This window comes from Blastochloris viridis (assembly GCF_001402875.1).
Lineage (GTDB): Bacteria > Pseudomonadota > Alphaproteobacteria > Rhizobiales > Xanthobacteraceae > Blastochloris > Blastochloris viridis.
The window spans coordinates 1685336-1707031 of sequence record NZ_CP012946.1 but is presented as its reverse complement, the minus strand read 5'-3'; the positions used below and the strand labels follow the sequence as shown (position 1 = coordinate 1707031).

The following is a 21696-nucleotide window of genomic DNA, read 5'->3' as shown; positions in this document are numbered from 1 at the left end:
CGGCGCGCCCTACTCTTCCGCTCGCCAGGGAGGACCGACGCCGATGCCCTCGTCGCTTTCGCGCCGGCAGGCGCTTCTGCTCGCCGCAGCCGTCGTTGCGGTCCCGACCGAAGGCCGCGCCGGACAGCAGGATTTCGTCGACGCCATCATTCGGCGCATCGCCGGCACCCTTGATGCCTCGCGCGACAATTCCGACTGGCGCAACAAATATCAACTCGCGCTGCGCAACATCGAGGACCTCAAGAAGACGCTGCAGTACGGCGGCACCATCACCTCAAATCCGGTGGCGGCGCTGCGTGGTGAACTCGGCGAGCGCCTCAAGGAATTGCGCACGGAGTGGGAGGCCTACAACAACGCCGAACAGAAGATCGAGGCACTGCGCAAGCAGGAGGCGCAGGGCGCCATCGCCGACATCGCCGGCGAGATGATCTCTCGCATTGTACCCAAGCCCGGCGTGCTGACACCGCTGGCGCAGGCGCGCACCAAGAACGCCGAAATCATCCGACAGGATTTCGCCCGGCTGAAAACCTTCGACGAAGCGCTGGAAAAGATCCGCGACTACAAGAAGAACCTGCTGCCAGCGATCCACGATACCCGCGACCGCTATCATGGGCTGGTGCCGCTGGTGGAGGCCTACGCCGCGCTGGCGCCGGCGTCGTTCGACGGCACCTATGCCGGCAGCTTCGACGGTGACGCGCGCGGCTCGCTGACCTTCACCATTTCCGGACGACAGGTCAGCGGCTCGATCCAGGGCCGGGTCGAAGGCGACCCGATCGAAGGCAAATTTTCCGGCTCGGTCGCCGAGGACGGCACGCTGAACACCGCGCTGACCGGCTCGTTGCGCGACGCCAGCAAATTCAACCTCGGCACCTTTCCGTTCAGGGGCAATCTGAACGGCCGCGTCAATGGCGCAATCGGCTCCGGCAACTGGGCCGGCGCGAACAAGCACGGCCGCCACAGCGGCAATTGGAGCGCGTCGCGGCGGTAACGCCGACTGGCGAGGCTCGTCCTCCCGGCCGAACGGGCGAGGCTCCCGGTCAGCCGCCGCCCAGCAGCGGCATCGGGTCGACCGGGTTCGAGCCCCGCCGCACCTCGAAGTGGAGCTGCGGCGAGGTGACCGACCCGCTCTGCCCGGCTTTCGAGATGGTCTGGCCGCGCTTCACAGTGTCGCCGCGCTTGACCAGGATCTCGCTGTTGTGGGCGTAGGCGGTCACCCAGCCGTCGGAATGTCGGATCAGCACTAGATTGCCATAGCCCTTGAGCTCGGCCCCGGAATAGGCGACCACGCCGTCCTCGGCGGCCTTGATGGAGGCGCCTTCCGGCACCGCGATATTGATGCCATCGTTGCGCTCGCCGCCCGGCTTGGCGCCGTAGCCAGTGATGACCCGGCCATGCACCGGCCAGCGGAACGACAGACCCTGGCGGGCCGGCTCGCTCTTGGTCTCGACGGTGTCCTCCGGCGTAACGGTCGGCTTGACCATCGCGGCGGTCTCGACCTTCGGCTCGGGCTTGGCGGCGGCAACGCTTGCCGGCGCTGCCGGCGCGAGCGCTGCGGGCGCCGGCGTTTCGGGGCGCGGCTGCGCCAAGGACGGCTGTGCGACGGGCATTTGCGTGGCCGCGGCGGCCTGCTGGGAGGCGCCGCGACGGCCGGGGATCATCAGCCGCTGGCCGACGCTGAGGCGGGCGTCGGGGGTCAGTCCGTTCGCAGCCGCCAGTTCCGCGCGCGTCAGCCTGTAGCGCTTGGCAATGCCGTTCAACGTCTCGCCGGAATTGACGATGTGGGTACCCGAGGGCGCGGCGGCTGCCGGCGGGCTGGCCGCGCGCAATGCGGCGGTCGCCTGGGGCGACAGGGCGGCCGAGGTGCGATCGGGGCCGCCGGGCCGATAGGTATAGGTCGGGATCACCAGGCGCTGCCCGGGATGCACCAGCCTGGGGTCGGATAGATTGTTGGCGCGCGCGATCGCCTGGGCCGGCACGCCATAGCGGCGGGCGAGCAACTCGACCGACTCGCCAGGCTTCACGGTGATCGCGGTCCCACCCTCCCAGTTCCAGCTGTCGGACGCACCGTTTCCGGTCGGCACGGCGCCGGTGGTCTCGATGCGTGCAGGCGCGACACTTGCCGGCGGGCGGTAGGCTGGCGCCGGCGCGGCGGCGACCGTGGTCGGCCGGCCGCCATAGGCGGCCTGAGGCGGGTTCGCCCGCGCCGGCACATACGTGGACTGGGTCGGCGCGGCCGGTGCCGACCACCGCGGCGGCGGCGGCGGCAAGGACGCCTGCGGCGCGCTCTGGCCATAGGCTGGCTGGCCATAGCTCGGCTGACCATAGGACGGCTGACCGTAGGACGGCTGGCCGTAGGACGGGTTGTATGGCTGCGTCTGCTGCTGGACCGGCGCCGGCGGATAATAGGCCGGCGGCAGCGGCTGGTTGGACACCTGAGTGGTGGGCGCTGCCATCACCGGCGCCGGCGGCGCGTTCGAAGGAACCGACCCGGTCGTTTCCGCCGACCGCGAGCCGAACGGAGTGTAAAGCGGATCAGACCCGAAACGACTGTCGGCACAGCCGGCGACGGCCACAGCCATCATTCCGGCCGCAGCAAACCGCGCGACCGTGCGCGGCCGGACGAATTCGGCAGGGGTACGCATCACCACAACTCACTCGCACGCGACAAATACGATGCGAGTAGACCCCATTGCGGTAAACGGCCGCTTAAGCCTGATGAAGGATGAACGCCAAAGCCGGCATCTGCCTCAAAATCGCGTCTCTACATCGACCGTGCAACGCCCGGCAGCAGCGGCACGAAGCGCACCGGCAGCAGCGAGCGCTCATCCCGCCCGGTTTCGGTGCGGGTGATCCGCATAAGCTCCTGCACCTCGCCGTCCGGCCCCACCGGCGCGATCATGATTCCCCCCACGGTGAGCTGATCGAACACCGCTGGCGGGATTTGCGGCGCCGCCGCGGTCAGGATGATTCGGTCGTAGGGCGCTGCCGCCGGCCATCCCAGCGAGCCGTCGGCGAGATGAACCTCGACATTGGTCAGCTCCAGCCGCCGCAACCGGCTCTCCGCCAGCTCCGCCAGCGTACGAAACCGCTCCACCGTCACCACCCGGCCGGCCAGCTTGCCGAGAATCGCCGCCTGGTAGCCCGAGCCGGTGCCGATCTCGAGCACAGTGTGATGCCGGTGGACATCGAGCGCATCGGTCATGGCCGCAACCAGGCTGGGCTGGCTGATGGTCTGGCCGCAGGCGATCGGCAGCGCGCGATCCTCCCACGCCACGTCGCGGTCGGCCGGGTCGACGAACAGCTCGCGCGGCACCGTCTCCAGCGCCCGCAGCACGTTGGTGTCGCGAATCCCGCGCCGCCGCAGCCCGAGCAGGAACTGCATGCGGCCGATGCTCTCGTCGCGTTTGGGGGTCAGGGCGCCCATGTCGTCTCCGCACGCTCGTCGTCCGTGCAGCCTTAATCGGCAACGTCGGGCAAGGAGTGTGGGAATTTTACAACAGCGAGAGAGAAAATGCAGCTCTCTCAATCCGGCGCGCCATCGGCACGGCTCAGGCGAACATCTGCGCCAGCCGGGTCATGAACGGCTCGTCGGTCATATCGAGCCGGAGCGGGGTCACCGACACCTTGCGGGCATGGACCGCCCACAGATCGGTGCCGTTGGCGCGGGCCGGCTCATGGCGGTTGAAGGCGATCCAGTAATACGGCAGGCCCCGGCCGTCGTAGCGGGCGTCGATGCGCAACAGATCCTGGGCGCGGAAGCCCTGGGTGGTGACGGCGACGCCGGTGACGTCGTCCGGCGGGCAATCCGGAAAATTGACGTTGACCAGCACGCCCTTGGGCAGGCCCTCCGCCAGAACGCGGCGGATGACGTCCGGGGCGAAGCGCTCGGCCGTGGCCCAATGCAAGGTTTGGCGGGTGTCATAGCCGTAAAGCTGCGACAGCGCGAACGACGGTACGCCGAGGATGGTGCCCTCGATGGCGCCGGCCACCGTGCCCGAATAGGTGACGTCCTCGGCGATGTTGCCGCCGCGGTTGACGCCGGACAGCACGAGGTCGGGCGGCGTATCGTGCAGGATGTGGCGCAGGCCCATGATGACGCAGTCGGTCGGGGTGCCCTTCACCGCGAACCGGCGCTCGCCGACCTTGCGCAGGCGCAGCGGGTCGTTGAGCGACAGCGAGTGCGCGACGCCGGACTGGTCGGTCTCCGGCGCGATCACCCACACGTCGTCGGTGAGCTGGCGGGCAATGCGCTCGCAGACTTCGAGGCCAGGCGCGTGGATGCCGTCGTCATTGGTGACCAGGATGCGCATCAGCCCGCCCGCTCGATTCGGGCGGCGCCGCCCATGTAGGGGCGCAGCACCTCGGGGATAGTGATCGAGCCGTCCTCGTTCTGATAGTTCTCCAGCACCGCCACCAAGGCCCGGCCAACCGCAACGCCGGAGCCGTTCAAGGTATGGACCGGCCGGATCTTGCCGTCCTTGCCGCGGACGCGCGCCTGCATGCGCCGCGCCTGGAACTCGCCGCAGTTGGAGCACGACGAGATCTCGCGGAAGGTGCCCTGCCCCGGCAGCCACACCTCGATGTCGTAGGTCTTCTGCGAGGCAAAGCCCATGTCGCCGGTGCAGAGGGTGACGACGCGATAATGCAGGCCGAGCCGGCGCAGCACCTCCTCGGCGCAGGCGAGCATGCGCTCGTGCTCGTTCCGGCTCTCCTCGGGCGTGGTGATGGAGACCAGCTCGACCTTGTAGAACTGGTGCTGGCGGATCATGCCACGGGTGTCGCGCCCGGCGGCGCCGGCCTCGGCGCGAAAGCAATAGGTGCCGGCGGTGAAGCGCTTGGGCAGCTCGGCCTCGTCGAGGATAGACTCGCGGACGAGGTTGGTCAGCGGCACTTCGGCGGTCGGGATGAGCCAGTAGTCGACAGATCGCACATCTTCAGGCCTGATAGATGGCAACCAGATGATTTTCTCATCCGCCAAGTCCGATAGCCGCGTATAACCCGCAATCCGTCGGTAGGCAGACTTGATATACGATCGGATGTCATCTTCAGAAGCACCAGCCTGTGACATTTCGCTAACTTGGCCATCGATAATAGGTGTCGCTTTATCGATGACCGAATTAACATATGCGTTGATATCGTCGTCATTTGCAACGCGAGTTCCTGCAAACTGATCATCCCGGAACTTCGGCAATTGCGCCGTGCCGAACATGGCGTGATCGCGCACCAGCAGCGGCGGGGCGACCTCGGTGTAGCCGAACTCGTCGGTGTGGGTGTTGAGGAAGAACTGGGCGATGGCGCGCTCAAGCCGCGCCAATTGGCCCTTCAGCACCACGAAGCGCGCGCCGGACAGTTTCGCGGCGGCGTCGAAATCCATCAGCTTGAGGTTCTCGCCCAGCTCGAAATGCTGCCGCGGCCGGAACGCCAGCACCGGCGCCTGCCCGAACCGGCTGCGCTCGACATTGCCGCTCTCGTCCGGCCCCTCCGGGACGTCCTCGGCCGGCAGATTGGGAATCGCCGCCAGCGCAGCGTCGAGCGCCGCTGAAGCTTCCTTCTCCGCGGCGTCGAGCTTCGGCAGGTCCTCTTTCAGCTTGGCGACCTCGGCCATCAGCTCGGCAGCCTTCGCCTCGTCCTTGGTCGCCTTGGCCTGGCCGATCTCCTTGGAGGCGGCGTTGCGGCGCGCCTGCGCCGCCTCGACCGCGACGATCGCGGCGCGGCGGTCCTCGTCCAGCCCGATCAGCGCTTTCGCCTGCCCGTCCAGGCCACGGCGCTTCAAGCCAGCGTCGAAGGCGTCGGGATTATCGCGAATCCATTTGATATCGTGCATGAATTTAAGCCTGGAAGGTCTTGCTAGATTTACGCGATTCGACGCCGACGTTTGCCGACACGGCGGGCGCGCCTCCACCCGCTCCGCTACGGCGGGGGCGTGACGTGTCAGCGCCTCTTAGCGCCGACCGGTCGTCGCCGCCACCCCCTGCACCGGGACACGCAGCTGCGCTCACGCCGTCGGCGTATTCCGCATCTCCCGCGCCCGCCGGATCTCGATCAGCCGCACCGCCCAGATCGCGCCCTCGTAGAGCAGCAGCAGCGGCACCGCCAACGACATCTGGCTGATCACGTCCGGCGGTGTCAGCACCGCGGCCATGACGAACGCGCCGACGATGAAATAGCGCCGCTTGGTCTTCAGCATCACTGAATCGACGATGCCGATCTGGCCAAGCAGTGTCAGGATCACCGGCAGTTGGAAGGCGACGCCGAACGCCAGGATCAACGTGGTGATCAGCGACAAATATTCGCCGACCTTGGGCAACAGCGCAATTTCGGCCTGACCGTCGCCGCCCACTTGCTGCATGCCGAGCGAAAACATCGTCAGCATCGGAATCACGATGAAATAGACCAGCAGCGCCCCGAGCAGGAAGAACACCGGCGTCGCCACCAGATAGGGCCGAAAGGCGTTGCGCTCGTGGGCGTACAGGCCCGGCGCCACGAAGGCATAAACCTGCACCGCGATGACCGGGAACGACAGGAACAGCGCGCCGAACGCAGCGATCTTGAGCTGGGTGAAAAAATACTCCAACAGCGCCGTGTAGATGAACTTGGAGTTACCCGGCCCCGCCACCCAGGTGAAGGGCAAGACCAGAATATTGTAGATCTGCTGCGCGAAGAAAAAGCACACGATGAATAGCACGAAGAAGGCGATCAAAGACTTGATCAGCCGGGAGCGCAGCTCGATCAAATGCTCAAGCAGCGGAGCCTTCGTGGCGTCAATGTCTTCCTGGGTCATGCCGGCTTGCTCTCGGGCGCGGCCGTGACCGACTCCGGCGCGGACGGCGTCGCCTCAGCCGCGGGCGGCGCGAGGTCGAGCGGCACAGCCGGCTGCACCGCGGCCGCTGTCGGATCGGCGGGCTTGGCCTCGGTCGTTTTGGCATCTGCCGGCTTGGCATCGGCCGGCGCCACCGCGGACTCGATGCTCTGGCGCACCTCGTCCTTGAGGGTCTGCAGCGGATTGGCGATCGAGCGGATGTCGTCGACGCTCTTCTTGAGGTCGGTCAGCTCGGCTTCGCGGATCGCCTCGTTGAATTGGCCCCGGAACTCGGCGGCGATACGCTGCATCTTGGCCACGATCTGGCCGAGGCCGCGGATCACACCCGGCAATTCCTTCGGGCCGATGACCACGAGGGCCACCACCGCGATCACCAGAAGCTCGCTCCAGCCGATGTCGAACATGCTCTTACCCGGGGCCCGATCGGACCCCTCCTCCGCCGGGCGGCCGCCGGAAACGACGGTCGATCAATTGACCTTGCCCGGCTCGACCGGCTGCGACGCGGTCGGGGCCGGCCGCGGGGCCTGATGGTCGATGGTTTTGGTCGGCTCAGCGGGCGGCGGCGGCGCGGCCGGCTTGACCTCGTCGTCTTCCGCCATGCCCTTCTTGAACGACTTGATGCCCTTGGCAACGTCGCCCATCAGCTCGGACAGCTTGCCGCGCCCGAACAGCAGCAGCACCACGAGGATCACGACGATCCAATGCCAGAGGCTCATCGAACCCATTACACCCTCCCGAACAGCCAGCGCCTTCGTTCGCCGTCGCGGCGTGCGCGGCTTTCGACGTTGGCTGAAAACTAGGTTGCCGGTCTCCCGAAGACAAGCGCTTCGGCGGAAACGATCACAGCACCGTTGAAGCTGGCCGGCATCAGCCCTGCGGATCGGTGGCTCCCGGCTCGCCGACGGCCGGGCCGTCGCCCGCCTCGCCGTCCTCCTCGGGCTCGCGTGGCAGCATGCCAAGATCGAGTTCGGTCGCCTCGCCCGCCTCCAACGGGTCCTCGTCGGGCCGCAGCGCCGGGTCGTCGGACGGCACCGGCACCGCGAAGGTGGCCGGCAGCCGGTTGTCGAGGAAGCCCGCGCCTTTCAGTTCCTCCAGGCCCGGCAGGTCGCCAATCGATTCAAGGCCGAAATGGACCAGGAAGGCCTCGGTGGTGCCATAGGTCACCGGCCGCCCCGGGCTGCGGCGGCGGCCGCGCAGCCGGGCCCAGCCGGTCTCCAGCAGCACGTCGAGCGTGCCCTTGTTGGTGGAGACGCCGCGGATCTCTTCGATCTCCGCCCGCGTCACCGGCTGGTGGTAGGCGATGATCGCCAGCGTCTCCAGCGCCGCCCGCGACAGCCTCTTCGGCTCGGGCGCGTCGCGTGACAACAGATAGCCGAGGTCCGAGGCGGTGCGGAACATCCATTTGCCGGCAACCCGGACCAGATTGACGCCACGCGGCGCGTAATCCGCGGCGAGACGCGCGATCAGCCGGCCGACGTCGGCGCCCGGCGGCAGGCGCCGGGCCAGCTCGGCTTCTGACATCGGCTCGGCCGCGGCGAACAGCACCGCTTCGAGGATGCGCAGCGCCTCCTCGCACGGGGCCGCAGCACCCTCCTCCGATGACACGGCCGCCGACACCATCCGCTGCAACACAGCCCCCGTCATGACACCGCAGCGGAACGCCGCCGCACCCACACCGGCGCGAACGGGCGCTCTTGCTGGATTTCGATGGCCCCCTCGCGAACCAGCTCGAGGCTGGCCGCAAGGCTCGATGCCCTGACCGTCGTCCGGTCCCCCGGCGCCGTCGTCCACTGGATCAGATATTCGTCCAGGCAGGTCCAGTCGAGCGCGCTACCGGCGAGCCGCTGCAGCAGGCTGCGGGCCTCGGCGAGCGACCACACTTGGCGCTTGGCCACGGTGACGCGGGCGTGCGCTCGCTTCTGCCGCTCCGCGGCATAGGCTGCAAGCAGATCGTACAGCGAGGCGGCATAGCCCGCCCGCGGCACCAAGGTTGGCTCCGGCTTGCCGCGGCCGAACACGTCGTGGCCCAGCCGGTCGCGGGTGGTCAGGCTGGCGGCCGCGGTGCGGATCGCCTCAAGCCGTTGCAGCCGGAATGCCAGATTGGCGGCCATGTCGACCGCGCTCGGCTCCTCACCCTTGGGTGGCTCGGGCAGCAGCAGGCGCGACTTGAGGTACGCCAGCCACGCCGCCATCACCAGATAGTCGGCGGCCAGTTCGATGCGAAGCTGGTGGGCGCGCTCGACGAAGCCGAGATACTGGTCGGCCAGCGCCAGGATCGAGATCTTGGCCAGATCGACCTTCTGGCTGCGGGCAAGGTTCAGCAACAGGTCGAGCGGCCCCTCGAAACCGTCGACCTCGACCACCAACGCGGCTTCCGCGGGCGCCTCGCCGGCATGCGAACTCTCGAACTCTGCGTCGAGCATGATCAGCCTGGCCTCGCCTCCCCGTTCAGCGTGGCCAATATAGCCGAGAATGCCGTCCGCGCCGCTGCGGTATCGAGTGGCTCTGCCCGTCTTGCACAAGCCAGCGCCGTCGCCGCCCGCGCGGCGGCCTTGCCGGCGAGGTGTGGCGCCACGGCGGCGATCTCGGCCATCTCCGCCATTTCGCCGTTGCAGTGCAGCAGCATGTCGCAGCCGGCCTCGAGCGCCGCGGCGGCGCGGCCGCGGAACGAACCCTGCAGCGCCCTCATCGACAGATCATCGGTCATCAACAGCCCGTCGAAGCCGATTGACCCGCGTATGACCTCAGCGACCACGGTCTTCGAGGTGGTGGCCGGCGCCTCGGCATCGATGTCGGCGTAGACGACGTGGGCGGTCATCGCCATCGGCAGATCGGCGAGGCGGCGGAACGCCTCGAAATCAGTACGCTCCAACTCGGCGCGGGGCGTGGTCACGACCGGCAGTTCGAGATGGCTGTCGGCGGTGGCGCGGCCGTGGCCGGGGATGTGTTTGACGATTGGCGCGACACCGCCGGCCATCAGCCCGTCGGCGGCCGCGCGCGCCAGCGCCGCCACGGTCGCCGGATCGGAACCATAGGCGCGGCTGCCGATGATGGCGTGGGTTTCCGCCAGGGCGAGATCGGCGCACGGCACGCAGTCGACGGTGATGCCGAGGGCGTCAAGGTCGGCCGCAATCAGCCGGGCCCCAAGCCGCGCGGCCTGGCGTCCATGCTGCGGATCGGCGGCATAGAGCCGCCCGAAGGCCTGGGCCGGCGGATATTCCGGCCAGTGCGGCGGCTTGAGCCGCGCCACTCGGCCGCCCTCCTGGTCGATCAGCACCGGCGCATCCGACCGCCCCACTGTGGCACGCAGCTCAGCCGTCAGCGCCCGCACCTGATCCGGCGTCTCGACGTTGCGAGCGAACAGGATGAAACCCCAGGGCTGAGCATCGCGAAAGAACGCCTGCTCGGCCGCGGTGAGCCGGGGACCGGCCAGGCCGGCGATGAAGGCACGCGGAGACATCGAAGACATCGGAACTTTTGACGCGTGGACCGAAAAACGCGGTCGGACACCCGCTCGCGGATGTCCAGCCGACACGGAATGATGCGGTTTCCGGATGGCAGGGCCGATCGGGCGCGCCGAGCGATCCCGGCCGGCGCGGGATCAGTTGCGTTGCTGCACGATGCAGTCGCCGCCGGCCGCCTTCAGGCTGCTGCACACCTCGTTGGCCTGATCGCGGGAGGCGAACGGCCCGATGTGGGCGCGGTAGAAGGTGCCACGCTCAAGCTCGACCTTGCGGACGCTGGTCGGTTGGCCGCCCAGCACGCCGGCATACTTGCTCTGCATCGACCGCAGCGCGGCCTGTGCTTCCGCTTCCGAACGCGCAGCCGATACCTGGACCACGAAGCCGGGTCCCGATACCGACGCAGTGCGCTGCGGTGCCGGCTGTACCGGACGCGGCGTGGCCGGCTGGGACACGGCCGGCTGCACCGGCGCCGGTTGCACCGGGCGTACCGCCGCAGGGGCCGGCGAGGCCGGCGCCGAGGCGGGCGCGCTCGGCATCACCGTGCCGTCGGAACGGACCACCAGAGTGCGGACCTTGCGCGGCTCGTTGCCGGAGGAATCGACCGCACCCGGCAACACCACACGAGGCGGCTGGGCCAGATGACTGGGATCGACCGGCTGCTCTTCGCGCGACACCACCTTTTCGGCCCCGCCGCCGCCAGGGGCGCCAACACGGTCGTAAATCAGCTTTTGACCACTGGCGTCCTGCGGCTGCGGCGGTCCGGCCGGCGCCACCTTGTTGGGACTGGCGTCGGCCTTGATGACCGGCGGCTCGCCGCCACCGGCCAGCGAGCGATAGGCGAACACGCCGCCAGTTCCCACCGCCGCAAGGCCGAGCACGGCACCGGCAAGCATGAACACCAAGCGGGCACGATTGCGCGGCGGCTCATCCAGCCCCTCGCCGTGGGGCGGCATCTGGCCGTCCTCGGAATAATAGGGGTCGTAGACCTGCTCTTCGGCGCCGTAATCGCGGTCGTACTCAGCCGCGGCGTCGTGCCGGTAATAGGAATCGTCCGCTGCCGCGCGCGTCCGCGCCGCCGCGGCCTGAGTCTGCCGCGTCACCGCTGCGGCGTCGTGCCGCGCCGGCTCGGCTCGGCCGAACGCCTCCTTGGCGAAGGCGTCCTGAGCGAACGCATCTTGCGCGAACGCATCCTGCTCGTACGCACTCTGGGCGTAGGTGTCGCGCGGCGGCGTGGGTGCGGGCCGTGCGGCCGTCTGCGCCGGCCGATCATACCGCGCGGCTGCCGCTGCGCGGGCCGGCGGATCGATCGTGGGCCGTTGCGGAGCCGCCGGCTCGGCCGGAGCGGCGTAGGACGGCTGGGGGGGATCGAACCAACTGTCGCTCGGCGGGCCGGCCGGCTCCGGCGGCGGCGGAACAATGCGCGAGGACTCGTCCTTATAGAAATCCTTGAAGGGGTCTTCCTGGCCGATCAGGCGGGCAAGCTCGGCCAGCGGGTCCTCGATCCGACCCGGACGGGCCGCCGCAGCGCCGCTGCGCGGCGCGTCATCGAAGTTATCGGCTGGATTGCGATATCGAGACTCGGCCATGTGTACGCGACCCCTCCAACCGGCCCTCGTCCTTCGCGGCCCTGCGTGCCCGCGAAGATCGGGTTCGAGCGGCCGGATCGACGATCAGCGCATTTCCAATACAGGCTCGACGCCGAGAATGCCCAACCCGGCCCCAAGAACCGTGGCGACACCATGAACAAGCGCCATGCGCGCCGACGTCATTAGTAGATCCTTTTCGATAATGAAGCGTAAATGTGGCGAATCCTTGCCTCGGTTCCACTGGGCATGGAAGGCGCTGGCGAGGTCGTAAAGATAGAACGCCACCCGGTGGGGTTCATGATGGATCGCCGCCTGTTCAACGATACGCGGCCAGATCGCGATCTGCTTGATGATATCAACTTCACCGGGATCGGTGAGCTTTGTCAGATCGGCGCCGGCGGCACCGGCCAGCGAAACATCGAATGACGGCAGCACCGCTGCGGTGTTCCGAAATACCGAGTGGCAGCGGGCGTGGGCATACTGGACATAGAACACCGGATTGTCGCGCGACTGCTCGATGACCTTGGCAAGATCGAAATCGAGCACTGCGTCGTTCTTGCGGTAGATCATCATGAACCGCACGGCGTCGCGGCCGACCTCTTCCACCACGTCGCGAAGCGTGACGAAGTCGCCTGACCGCTTCGACATCCGAACCGGCTCGCCATTGCGGAACAGCCGCACCAGCTGGCACAACTTGACGTCGAGCGCAGCCTTGCCGCCGGTGATCGCCGCGACCGCGGCCTGCATCCGCTTGACGTAGCCGCCATGGTCGGCACCCCAGATGTCGACGAGGTCGGTGAAGCCGCGCAGGAATTTGTCGTGGTGATAGGCGATGTCCGAGGCGAAATAGGTATAGGTGCCGTCCGACTTCTTGAGCGGCCGGTCGACGTCGTCGCCGAACGCGGTCGAGCGGAACAGGGTCTGCTCGCGGTCCTCCCAGTCCTCCGGCGGAGCACCCTTGGGCGGCGGCAACCGGCCCTCATAAATCTGGCCGGCCGCCTCCAGCGCCGCGATCGCCGCCGCCACCCGGTCGGTGGCGCCGGTGGTGAGCGTGCGCTCGGAAAAGAACACGTCGTGGCCGATGTTGAGCGCGGCGAGATCCTGCCGGATCTGGACCATCATGGCGTCGATCGCCGCGCTTCGCACGAGCGGAAGCCATTCGGCTTCCGGCATTTGGCGCAGCGCGGTGCCATACTGCTGCGCCAATGCCTGGCCGACCGGCACCAGATAGTCGCCGGGATAGAACCCTTCGGGGATGTCGCCGATGTCTTCGCCCAGCGCCTCGCGGTAGCGCAGGAAGGCCGAGCGCGCCAGCACGTCGACCTGGGCGCCAGCGTCGTTGATATAGTACTCGCGCGTGACGTCGTAGCCGACAAACGCCAGGAGGTTGGCGAGCGTATCGCCAAACACCGCGCCGCGGCAGTGGCCGACGTGCATCGGGCCGGTCGGGTTGGCCGAGACGTATTCGACGTTCACCTTGTGGCCGCGGCCAAGATCGGCGGCGCCGAAGGCCATGCCATCCCCAATCACCGCCGACAGCACCTCCGGCCAGATCGCCGGCGACAGCGTCAGGTTGATGAAGCCCGGCCCGGCGACATCGACTTTTGCCACCTGCGGGGCCTTGCGCAGCTCGTCCGCCAGCTTCTCGGCGAGGTCGCGCGGCTTGGCCTTGGCGTCTTTGGCCAACACCATCGCGGCATTGGTGGCCAGATCGCCATGGCTGGGGTCGCGCGGCGGCTCCACGACGACGCGGTCGAGGTCGAGCCCGGCCGGCAGGTGGCCTTGGTCGGCGAGCGCGCGGACGGCGGCCCGCACATGGTCGGCATAGGACGCGAAGATGTTCATGGGACTTCGTTTATCGGAAAGCGAAGGTGGCGCCTAACGCAAGTCGGGTGTCGAGTCAAAGAAACGCGCGTGCTCCGCCAGCAGGAAGCGGTCAGTCATGCCGGCGATGTAGTCGGCGACCCGTCGCTTCAGCCGCCCCTCCTCCGCCCCCTCCAGCCCGCGTCGCCATTCCTCGGGCATGTCGCCGGGATTGGCGGCGAGGTGGCCGAACAGCTCGCGCACGGCGCCGCGCGCGGCGCCCATCGCCTGCATGACTTTGGGGTGGCGGTACATGCGGGGAAACAGGAACGCCTTGATGTCGAGTTCCCGCTGCATCATGGCTTTGGAGAAGCCAATCACCGGCCGGCCGGCCCAGCGCACCGCCTCAACCGACTGCGGCGCGACCGCGGCGAGCCGAAGGTCGCTCTCGGCGACAACGTCGCGCACCAGCCGGGTGATCAGCCGTCGTTCCAGCTCGTGGGCCCGGCGACTGCGTTCCAGGTCGGGATAGTCGTGGTCGATCTCGGCGAAAATGTCGCCCAGCAGCGGTACCTGCGTCAAATCGTCGGCGTCGAACAGGCCGGCGCGCAGGCCGTCGTCGATGTCGTGGGTGTCGTAGGCGATGTCGTCGGCGATCGTCACCACCTGGGCCTCGGCCGAAGGGAAGCTGGCCAGCTCCAGATCCTGCAGGCTCTGGTATTCCGCAACGGCAAGCGGAACGGTGGTGCCGGGCAGCAGCGGTCCGTTGTGTTTGACCAACCCTTCCAGGGTTTCCCAGGTCAAATTGAGTCCGTCGAAGGTGGGGTAGCGCCGCTCCAGCCGGGTGACGATGCGCAGCGACTGGGCGTTGTGGTCGAACCCGCCCCATGGCGCCATCAGCGCATCGAGCTCGCGCTCGCCAGCGTGGCCGAACGGGGTGTGGCCGAGGTCGTGGGCCAGCGCCAGCGCCTCGGCGAGGTCCTCGTCGAGGCCGAGCGCTCGCGCCAGCGAGCGGGCGATCTGAACCACCTCGACGGTGTGGGTGAGCCGGGTGCGGTAGTGATCGCCCTCGTCGAACACGAACACCTGGGTCTTGTGCTTGAGGCGGCGGAACGCGGTCGAGTGGATGACCCGGTCGGCGTCGCGCCGGAACGGCGAACGCGGCGGGCTTTCCGGTTCTAGGTAGAGGCGTCCGCGGCTGCGGCTGGCATCGCTGGCGTAACGGGCGCGGGGAATCGGGGTGTCGACGGCCATAGCTGCCTTGCTGGCGAGGGCTGCCTTGCGGGTGAGGACTGCCTTGCAGGCGGGCGGATTTGACAGCGCCGCTGCCGCACTTACCTTCAGGTCGAACGGGGATGCAATGATCTCGTTCGCAAACCGAAACCCCGGAAAGTCATCGACATGGCGAATGGCCTCATCGTCACCCCCCGCGCGGCCACGCGCATCCTCAAGGTTCTCGCCGGCGAAGCCCCCGGCGCAGCGTTGCGCGTCAGCGTCGAGGGCGGCGGCTGCACCGGCTTTCAGTACAAGTTCGGCTGCGATTCCCGAAAGAGCGACGATGTCGTCGTCGAGCAGGACGGCGCCGTGGTGCTGATCGATCCCATTTCGATGCAGTACATGGCCGGCTCGCAGCTCGACTTCGTCGAGGACCTGATCGGCTCGACCTTCCGGGTTGAAAACCCGAACGCCACCGCCAAGTGCGGCTGCGGCACCAGCTTCTCGATCTGACCCGGTCGCCGGATGAGCGCGTCGCGATCCGGCCTGATCGGCCGGGCGGCGTATGATAGGCTCGTCCGACCCTCGGCGGCGCGGGCCGTCTCAGAACCGGAGTGTCGGGCGGTGCGCATCGCGACCTGGAACGTCAATTCGATCAAGCAGCGGGTCGACATCGTCTGCGGCTGGCTGAAGCAGCGCCAGCCCGATCTCGTCGCACTTCAGGAGATCAAGTGCGTCGACGACACCTTTCCCCGCGCCGCGTTCGAGGATGCCGGCTACAACGTCGCCGTCCACGGCCAGAAGACCTTCAACGGCGTCGCCATCCTGTCCCGGCTGCCGCTGGATGAGGTCAATGTCCGGCTCCCCGGCGACGAGGACGACGCCCAGGCCCGCTTCATCGAGGTGGTGGTGTCGACCAAGGGCGGCGCGCTGCGCTTCGCCTCGCTTTATTTGCCCAACGGCAACCCGCCGGACACCGACAAGTACCGCTACAAGCTGGCCTGGTTCGACCGGCTGATCGCCTACGCCCGCCAGCGCCTGGAGCTGGAGGAGCCGTTCATCCTGGCCGGCGACTACAACGTCATTGCCGATCCGCGCGACGCCCGCGACATCGCCCAATGGACCGGCGATGCGCTCTATCTGCCGGCGACCCGCGCCCGCTTCCGCGCGCTCGCCAATCTCGGCTTTACCGACGCCCTGCGTGCCACATCGGACGAGGCCGGGCTCTACTCATTCTGGGATTATCAGGCCGGGGCGTGGCAGAAGAACAACGGCATCCGCATCGACCATCTGATGCTGTCGCCGGAGGCATCGGACCGCCTCGCCGGCTGTGGCATCGACGCCGAGGTCCGCGCACTGGAGAAGCCGTCCGACCATGTGCCGGTGTGGGCCGACCTCAGGCTGGAGGGCACGTGAGCCGCCCGCTTGGCAGCCCTATCGATAGATCTTCAGCCACTGCTGGAGATAGGCCAGCGCCATCGAGCGCTCGTCCTCGGTCGCGACCTTGAAGGCGCTCTCGTAGGTGTCGACGATCCAGCCATCCTCGGTGGTCGCGGCCGACTCCCGCGCCAATGTCAGCAACATCAGGCCACGCGCAGCCTGACGGGGCACGCCCTCGCCCTTGAACAGCAAGCGACCAAGCAGTGCCTGGGCGCGGTACTGCTGCTTCTGGGCGGCGAGCCCCAGCCAGCGCGCCGCAGTGAGCGGGTCGCGCTCGGTGCCGATGCCTTCCAGATACAGGCAGGCGAGTTCGTACTGGGCATTGGCGTCGCCGAACCACGATGCCGCGTACTCGAACATCTCGCGGGCGCGAATGGGGTCCTTCACCACCGCGGTGTTGGGAATGCCGCTGATGAAGAACCGGCCGAGTTCGACGAACGCATTGGCGACGTAGGGGGCCTGTGGGCTGCCCGGCGCGTCGTCGGCGTGGAGGTTGGCGACGCGGCGGAAATACTCGTAAGCTTTGAGTTCATCGCGGCGGACGCCCTCGCCCTTGGCGTACATCGACGCGAGCTTCCAGGCGGCGGCGGTGTGGCCCTGGTTGGCGGCGTACTGCAGCGACTTCAGCGCTTCGCCCTTGTCACCGGCGAGGTCCGACTTGATGCCGGCGATGCCGGCGCGGAAGGCTTCCTCGCTCGACAGTCGGCCGACGGTGCGGCTGGTGTCGGGGGTGAAGGCAGCGGAGCGGGTGCCGGACGCGGCCGCGTCCGGATCGAGGGCGAATGCCGGCAACGCCGTCAGCACGACGGCGAACGCAGCCGATATCAGGCGATGGGATGTCCGCATATTCGTTCTTTGCGCCCTGTCCACCGAATGGACGACCCGCCGTGTTCGAGCGGCGTCACTCCGCCGCGCGGCGCCCCAGCCAGCGCCCGACACGCCCTGAAGGTCCGACCGCAACCAGTCTTTTCTACGGCACCAAACGCGCCGCGGAGCTTTACGGTCATTCAAATGTGCGTGCTCCGCTCCGACAGCGAAGACATAGTCGTCGCGCTCGGCCGCGGCGCTCGCGCGCCAGCCGAACCCGCCCCTCCGCTTGCCGGTCGTGCTGCCCATGACGTTTCCCCTGCCCCAGTCTGGCGCCTCCGCGACCGCCCCCTCGCGAAAAGGAATAAACGCCAACGCTCTGCAGCGGTTACAGCCGTGCCTCCGGTTTGTGGCGGGATCGCGGCTTCCGGGGGAGGCCTCATCTTGAAGTCATTTGAAATGGTGAAGATGTTGCGAAGAGGCAACAGTCATATGCCCGATATGGAAGAATACGGAGCAAGTTCTTCTCCCGGCGCCCGGCCGGGGCTCGACGCCCGATTCTTCGCCCGCAGCGTGCATCGCGTCGCACCGGAGTTGATCGGGGCGGTGCTGATGATCGACGGCGTCGGCGGGGTGATCGTCGAGGTCGAGGCCTACGACCATGAGGACCCCGCCTGCCACGGCTTTGGCGGCCGTACCGAGCGCAACGCCGCGATGTTCGGACCGCCGGGCCGCGCCTATGTCTACCGGTCATACGGCATCCACTGGTGCCTGAACGTGGTGTGCGAGCCGGAGGGCATCGCCAGTGCGGTGCTGATCCGGGCGATCGAACCCACGCTTGGGCTGGAGGCGATGCAGGCCCGCCGGGGCTTGAGCGACCCGCGCCTGTTGTGCGCCGGGCCGGGCCGGCTGTGCCAGGCGCTCGGCATCACCCGCGCCCACGACCACGCCCGGCTCGATACCTCGCCGTTCGCGCTGCTGCCGCGCGCCGCCGAGGTGCCGCTGGCGGTCGGACCGCGCATCGGCATCACCAAGGCCGCCGACCGGCCTTGGCGCTATGGCCTTGCCCGCTCGCGCTTCCTGTCGAAGCCATTCCCGCGCTGATGCGGCACGAGGTCGCCTCGCCAAGACAGAGGCCTCGAGGACTGACCTTGCCTACCCGGCCTCATGGTGAGGAGGCTGCCACCGGGTCGCGCCGCAGGCGCGCCCGATGCCAGGCTCCGCAGCCGTCTCGAACCATGAAGGCGCCGCGCAAGCCTTCGCCCCATCCTTCGAGACGCGACCTTTCAGGCTGCTCCGCAGGATGAGGCGAGCCAATGTCGATCCAGGATCAACGGCAAAGAAGGCCGCCGGTCACGCCGCGCTCATCACCCGCGCCAGGGCCTCGCGAACCTTGGCCAGCAGCGCGACATATTCCTCACGCTTTTCGCGCTGTTCCTCGACCACATCTTCCGGCGCCCGCTCGACGAACGCCGGGTTGTTCAGCTTGGCATCGAGCCGGGTGATCTCACCGGCCACCCGCTTCTCTTCCTTGCCGAGACGCGCGGTTTCCGCTTCGATGTCGATGAAGCCGGCCAGCGGCAGCGCCGAGGTCTCGCCGCGCACCATCAGCTGAACCGAGCCCTTCGGCGCGGCATCGGCGAACGTAATCTCGGACAGCCGCGCCAAGCGCTTCAGCGTGTCGAGATGGCGTCTGGCCCGCTCGGCTGTCTCCTCGGAGGCAGCGACCAGCACCAGTGGCATCTGGGCGCCGGGCGGCACATTCATCTCGGAACGCACCGAGCGGACCTCGGTGACGAGGTCGACCAGCCAGCCGATCTCCATCTCCGCTTCGACGTCGCCGAGACCTTCGAGCGACGGCCACGGCGCCAGCGCCAGCAGACCCTCCCGCGCCGGGCCGGTTTCACCGGTCAGCCGCCACAGCTCCTCGGTGACGAACGGCATGAACGGGTGCAGCAGCCTGAGGATGACATCGAGCGTCCAGGCGGTGACGGCACGGATCTCATCCTTGGCCGGACCGTCCGGCCCGGCCAGCACCGGCTTGGCCAGTTCGAGGTTCCAGTCGCAGAACACGTTCCAGACGAAACGGTAGACCGCGCCGGCAGCGTCGTTGAAGCGATACGCTTCGATCGCAGCTGCGGTCTCGGCCGTGGCGCGCGAGGCCTCGCCGATGATCCAGCGCGACACCATCTCCTTGGCGTGGGCGGGGTCGAACCCGGCGGTGCGGACGCAGCCGTTGACCTCGCAAAACCGCGCGGCATTCCATAGCTTGGTTGCGAAGTTGCGGTAGCCCTCGACGCGGCTGGTGGCAAGCTTGATGTCGCGGCCCTGCGCCGCCATCGCGGCCAGGGTGAAGCGCAGCGCGTCGGCGCCGTACTGGTCGATCAGTTCCAGCGGATCGATGACGTTGCCCTTCGACTTCGACATCTTGGCGCCCTTCTCGTCGCGGACGAGCGCGTGGATGTAGACGGTCTTGAACGGCACCTCGTCTTTGAAGTGAAGGCCCATCATCATCATCCGGGCCACCCAGAAGAAGATGATGTCGAAGCCGGTGACCAGAACGTCGGTCGGGTAATGGCGCTTGAGGGTCGCGGTCTCGTCCGGCCAGCCTAGGGTCGAGAACGGCCACAGCGCCGAGGAGAACCAGGTGTCGAGCACGTCGTCGTCGCGGGTGAGGAAGGTGCCGCGGCGGTCGGGATGCTCGGCGATGGCGATGCCCTCGCCGGGCTCGATGATCTCCTGCTCGGTGTAGTAGGCCAGCGCCTCGGCGAGCGCCTCCTCCTCGGTCTCGGCGACGAACACCTTGCCGTCCCGGCCGTACCATGCCGGGATCTGGTGGCCCCACCACAGCTGGCGCGAGATGCACCAGGGCTGGATGTTCTCCAGCCAGTCGAAATAGACCCGCTCCCAGTTCCTGGGCACGAACACCGTGCGCTCGTCCCGCACCGCGGCAAGCGCCCGCTCGGCCAGCGGCTTGACGTCGACATACCACTGGTCGGTCAGCCACGGCTCGATCACCACCCCGGAGCGGTCGCCGTGCGGCACCATGTGGGTGTGCGGCTCGACCTTCTGGAGAAGGCCGCGCGCCTCCATCATCTCGACGATACGTTTCCTCGCCTCGAAGCGGTCAAGCCCGTGCAGCGTCAGCACGGTATCGAGGTCGTCGCCGCCTTCGAGATGGGCCAGGAACTCCTCGTTGCCTTCAAGCAGCATCTTTGCTTCAGCATCGAGGATATTGATCATCCGAAGAGAATGGCGCTTTCCGACCTCGAAGTCGTTGAAGTCGTGCGCCGGGGTGATCTTGACCGCGCCAGTGCCCTTTTCGGGATCGGAATACGTGTCGGCGACGATGGGAATGCGGCGGCCGGCCAGCGGCAGCAGCACCTCGCGGCCGACCAAGTCCTTATAGCGCTCGTCGTCGGGGTGGACGGCGACCGCGGTGTCGCCGAGCATGGTTTCCGGCCGGGTGGTGGCGACAGTGATCCGGACCTCGGGATCGTCGGCCAGCGGATAGTCGAAGTACCATAGGTTGCCCTTGACCTCGACCTGCTGGACCTCGAGGTCCGAGATCGCGGTGAGCAGCTTGGGGTCCCAGTTGACCAGCCGCTTGTCCTTATAGATCAGGCCGTCGCGATAGAGCGTGACGAACACCTTGAGCACGGCGCGCGACAGGCCCTCGTCCATGGTGAAGCGCTCGCGCGACCAGTCGCATGAGGCGCCGAGGCGCATGAGCTGGCCAACGATGGTGCCGCCAGACTGTTCCTTCCACGCCCACACCCGTTTCAGGAACGCTTCGCGGCCCATGTCGCGCCGGCTCGGCTCCTGCCGCTCCATCAGCTGGCGCTCGACCACCATCTGGGTGGCGATGCCGGCGTGGTCGGTACCGGGCTGCCACAGCACGTCGCGGCCGCGCATGCGCTCGAACCGGCACAGCACGTCCTGCAGCGTGTTGTTGAGGGCGTGCCCCATGTGCAGCGAGCCGGTGACGTTCGGCGGCGGAATCACAATCGTATAGGGCTGCGCGTCGGCGCGCTCCGGCCGCCCGGCCTTGAACGCCTCGGCCTTGGTCCAGGCATCGTGGATACGGGCCTCGACTTCCGCCGGCGTGAACGTCTTTTCCATCATGATCGTGAACCCGTGCGCACTGGAACGGGCGCGACAGAAAGCCGACCGCCGCCCCCTCGTCAATCCGCAAGCGGCCTGCCATCGTCGAAGCTGACCTGCGCGCGGCGGTCCGCCGCACACTCGCGCAGCAGCCACCACGGTCGGGCAGGCCCTCGGCAGAGCACCGATTGAGACGGTTTCCGAATGATCCTCGCGTGATCCCGGAAACGATTTCGCCGAAAAATCCCTGGGTAGAACGGGATGTTCGGCGGGCGGAATACGGCTACCCGGTTTGATCGGCCGGAAACCGTATGAAGCGGCTGTGCCGGGCCGCGGGCGATCCCGCAACCGGTATTCTCACCCAGCCTTGTTCAAAATGACTCAGGGAGCGCCCGCCCCCTCAGCCCCGACAAGCCGGAACTCAACTCCGTCCGTGCCGCCGCCAGGCGCGGTACCG

Annotated in this window: 19 protein-coding genes; 4 read left to right on the top strand and 15 right to left on the bottom strand. The window is 67.8% G+C overall.

Translation table 11 applies throughout. The features are described from left to right. The first annotated feature begins 43 nt into the window (after positions 1-43). Positions 44-988, top strand: coding sequence for a hypothetical protein (locus BVIR_RS07580; RefSeq protein WP_055037146.1), 945 nt, complete (start codon positions 44-46; stop codon positions 986-988). A gap of 49 nt (positions 989-1037) precedes the next feature. Here the strand turns inward: BVIR_RS07580 and BVIR_RS07575 are convergent, their stop codons facing one another. The 13 genes from BVIR_RS07575 to BVIR_RS07515 form a co-directional block, all read right to left on the bottom strand. After that, positions 1038-2453, bottom strand: a complete 1416-nt coding sequence (locus BVIR_RS07575) for a LysM peptidoglycan-binding domain-containing M23 family metallopeptidase (protein WP_236823734.1) — start codon at positions 2451-2453, stop codon at positions 1038-1040. A 308-nt stretch (positions 2454-2761) separates the two neighbouring features. Continuing rightward, a complete protein-coding gene (locus tag BVIR_RS07570; RefSeq protein ID WP_055037144.1) occupies positions 2762-3424 on the bottom strand; it encodes a protein-L-isoaspartate(D-aspartate) O-methyltransferase in 663 nt (220 codons plus the stop codon). Positions 3425-3548: 124 nt separating this feature from the next. Next, positions 3549-4310 carry a 5'/3'-nucleotidase SurE gene (gene surE, locus BVIR_RS07565; protein ID WP_055037143.1) on the bottom strand — a complete coding sequence of 254 codons (762 nt, stop codon included), beginning with the start codon at positions 4308-4310 and terminating at the stop codon, positions 3549-3551. Next, on the bottom strand, positions 4310-5824 hold the full coding sequence (gene serS / locus BVIR_RS07560; RefSeq protein WP_055037142.1) for a serine--tRNA ligase: 1515 nt from the start codon (positions 5822-5824) through the stop codon (positions 4310-4312). Before serS ends, surE begins: the two co-directional genes overlap by 1 nt. A gap of 171 nt (positions 5825-5995) precedes the next feature. Beyond that, the gene (gene tatC / locus BVIR_RS07555; RefSeq protein ID WP_055037141.1) at positions 5996-6781 is read right to left on the bottom strand and encodes a twin-arginine translocase subunit TatC; all 786 of its coding nucleotides are present in this window, start codon (positions 6779-6781) and stop codon (positions 5996-5998) included. Then, positions 6778-7224: a Sec-independent protein translocase protein TatB gene (tatB, locus tag BVIR_RS07550; protein ID WP_055037140.1), complete on the bottom strand. Its 447-nt coding sequence runs from the start codon at positions 7222-7224 to the stop codon at positions 6778-6780. The genes tatC and tatB overlap by 4 nt, the downstream gene beginning before the upstream one ends. Positions 7225-7287: 63 nt before the next feature. Continuing rightward, positions 7288-7545 carry a twin-arginine translocase TatA/TatE family subunit gene (locus BVIR_RS07545; protein ID WP_055037139.1) on the bottom strand — a complete coding sequence of 86 codons (258 nt, stop codon included), beginning with the start codon at positions 7543-7545 and terminating at the stop codon, positions 7288-7290. 142 nt (positions 7546-7687) lie between these two features. Next, positions 7688-8464, bottom strand: coding sequence for an SMC-Scp complex subunit ScpB (gene scpB / locus BVIR_RS07540; RefSeq protein ID WP_082417356.1), 777 nt, complete (start codon positions 8462-8464; stop codon positions 7688-7690). Then, complete coding sequence (locus tag BVIR_RS07535) at positions 8461-9243, bottom strand: segregation and condensation protein A (protein ID WP_055037137.1); 783 nt, start codon at positions 9241-9243, stop codon at positions 8461-8463. Before BVIR_RS07535 ends, scpB begins: the two co-directional genes overlap by 4 nt. A gap of 2 nt (positions 9244-9245) precedes the next feature. After that, a complete protein-coding gene (nagZ, locus tag BVIR_RS07530; protein ID WP_055037136.1) occupies positions 9246-10280 on the bottom strand; it encodes a beta-N-acetylhexosaminidase in 1035 nt (344 codons plus the stop codon). A gap of 141 nt (positions 10281-10421) precedes the next feature. Beyond that, positions 10422-11870 (bottom strand): SPOR domain-containing protein, encoded by a 1449-nt coding sequence (locus BVIR_RS07525; RefSeq protein ID WP_055037135.1) that lies wholly within the window; start codon positions 11868-11870, stop codon positions 10422-10424. A gap of 84 nt (positions 11871-11954) precedes the next feature. Then, positions 11955-13715: an arginine--tRNA ligase gene (gene argS, locus BVIR_RS07520; protein ID WP_055037134.1), complete on the bottom strand. Its 1761-nt coding sequence runs from the start codon at positions 13713-13715 to the stop codon at positions 11955-11957. Positions 13716-13748: 33 nt separating this feature from the next. After that, on the bottom strand, positions 13749-14927 hold the full coding sequence (locus BVIR_RS07515) for a deoxyguanosinetriphosphate triphosphohydrolase (protein ID WP_055037133.1): 1179 nt from the start codon (positions 14925-14927) through the stop codon (positions 13749-13751). A gap of 147 nt (positions 14928-15074) precedes the next feature. On the opposite strand from BVIR_RS07515, the gene BVIR_RS07510 reads away from it, so the two are divergent. Both BVIR_RS07510 and xth read left to right on the top strand, forming a co-directional pair. Continuing rightward, the gene (locus BVIR_RS07510) at positions 15075-15401 is read left to right on the top strand and encodes a HesB/IscA family protein (RefSeq protein ID WP_055037132.1); all 327 of its coding nucleotides are present in this window, start codon (positions 15075-15077) and stop codon (positions 15399-15401) included. Between the two features lie 111 nt (positions 15402-15512). Next, entirely contained in the window at positions 15513-16304 is a 792-nt protein-coding gene (gene xth, locus BVIR_RS07505; protein ID WP_055037131.1) for an exodeoxyribonuclease III, read from the top strand. Between the two features lie 18 nt (positions 16305-16322). Here xth and BVIR_RS07500 read toward each other — a convergent pair whose 3' ends face one another. After that, the gene (locus tag BVIR_RS07500; protein WP_055037130.1) at positions 16323-17174 is read right to left on the bottom strand and encodes a tetratricopeptide repeat protein; all 852 of its coding nucleotides are present in this window, start codon (positions 17172-17174) and stop codon (positions 16323-16325) included. 462 nt (positions 17175-17636) lie between these two features. Between BVIR_RS07500 and BVIR_RS07495 the strand changes: the two genes are divergently transcribed. Continuing rightward, positions 17637-18239 carry a DNA-3-methyladenine glycosylase gene (locus BVIR_RS07495; protein WP_082417354.1) on the top strand — a complete coding sequence of 201 codons (603 nt, stop codon included), beginning with the start codon at positions 17637-17639 and terminating at the stop codon, positions 18237-18239. Positions 18240-18488: 249 nt separating this feature from the next. Here the strand turns inward: BVIR_RS07495 and BVIR_RS07490 are convergent, their stop codons facing one another. After that, on the bottom strand, positions 18489-21260 hold the full coding sequence (locus BVIR_RS07490; protein ID WP_055037128.1) for a valine--tRNA ligase: 2772 nt from the start codon (positions 21258-21260) through the stop codon (positions 18489-18491). Positions 21261-21696 lie beyond the last annotated feature (436 nt).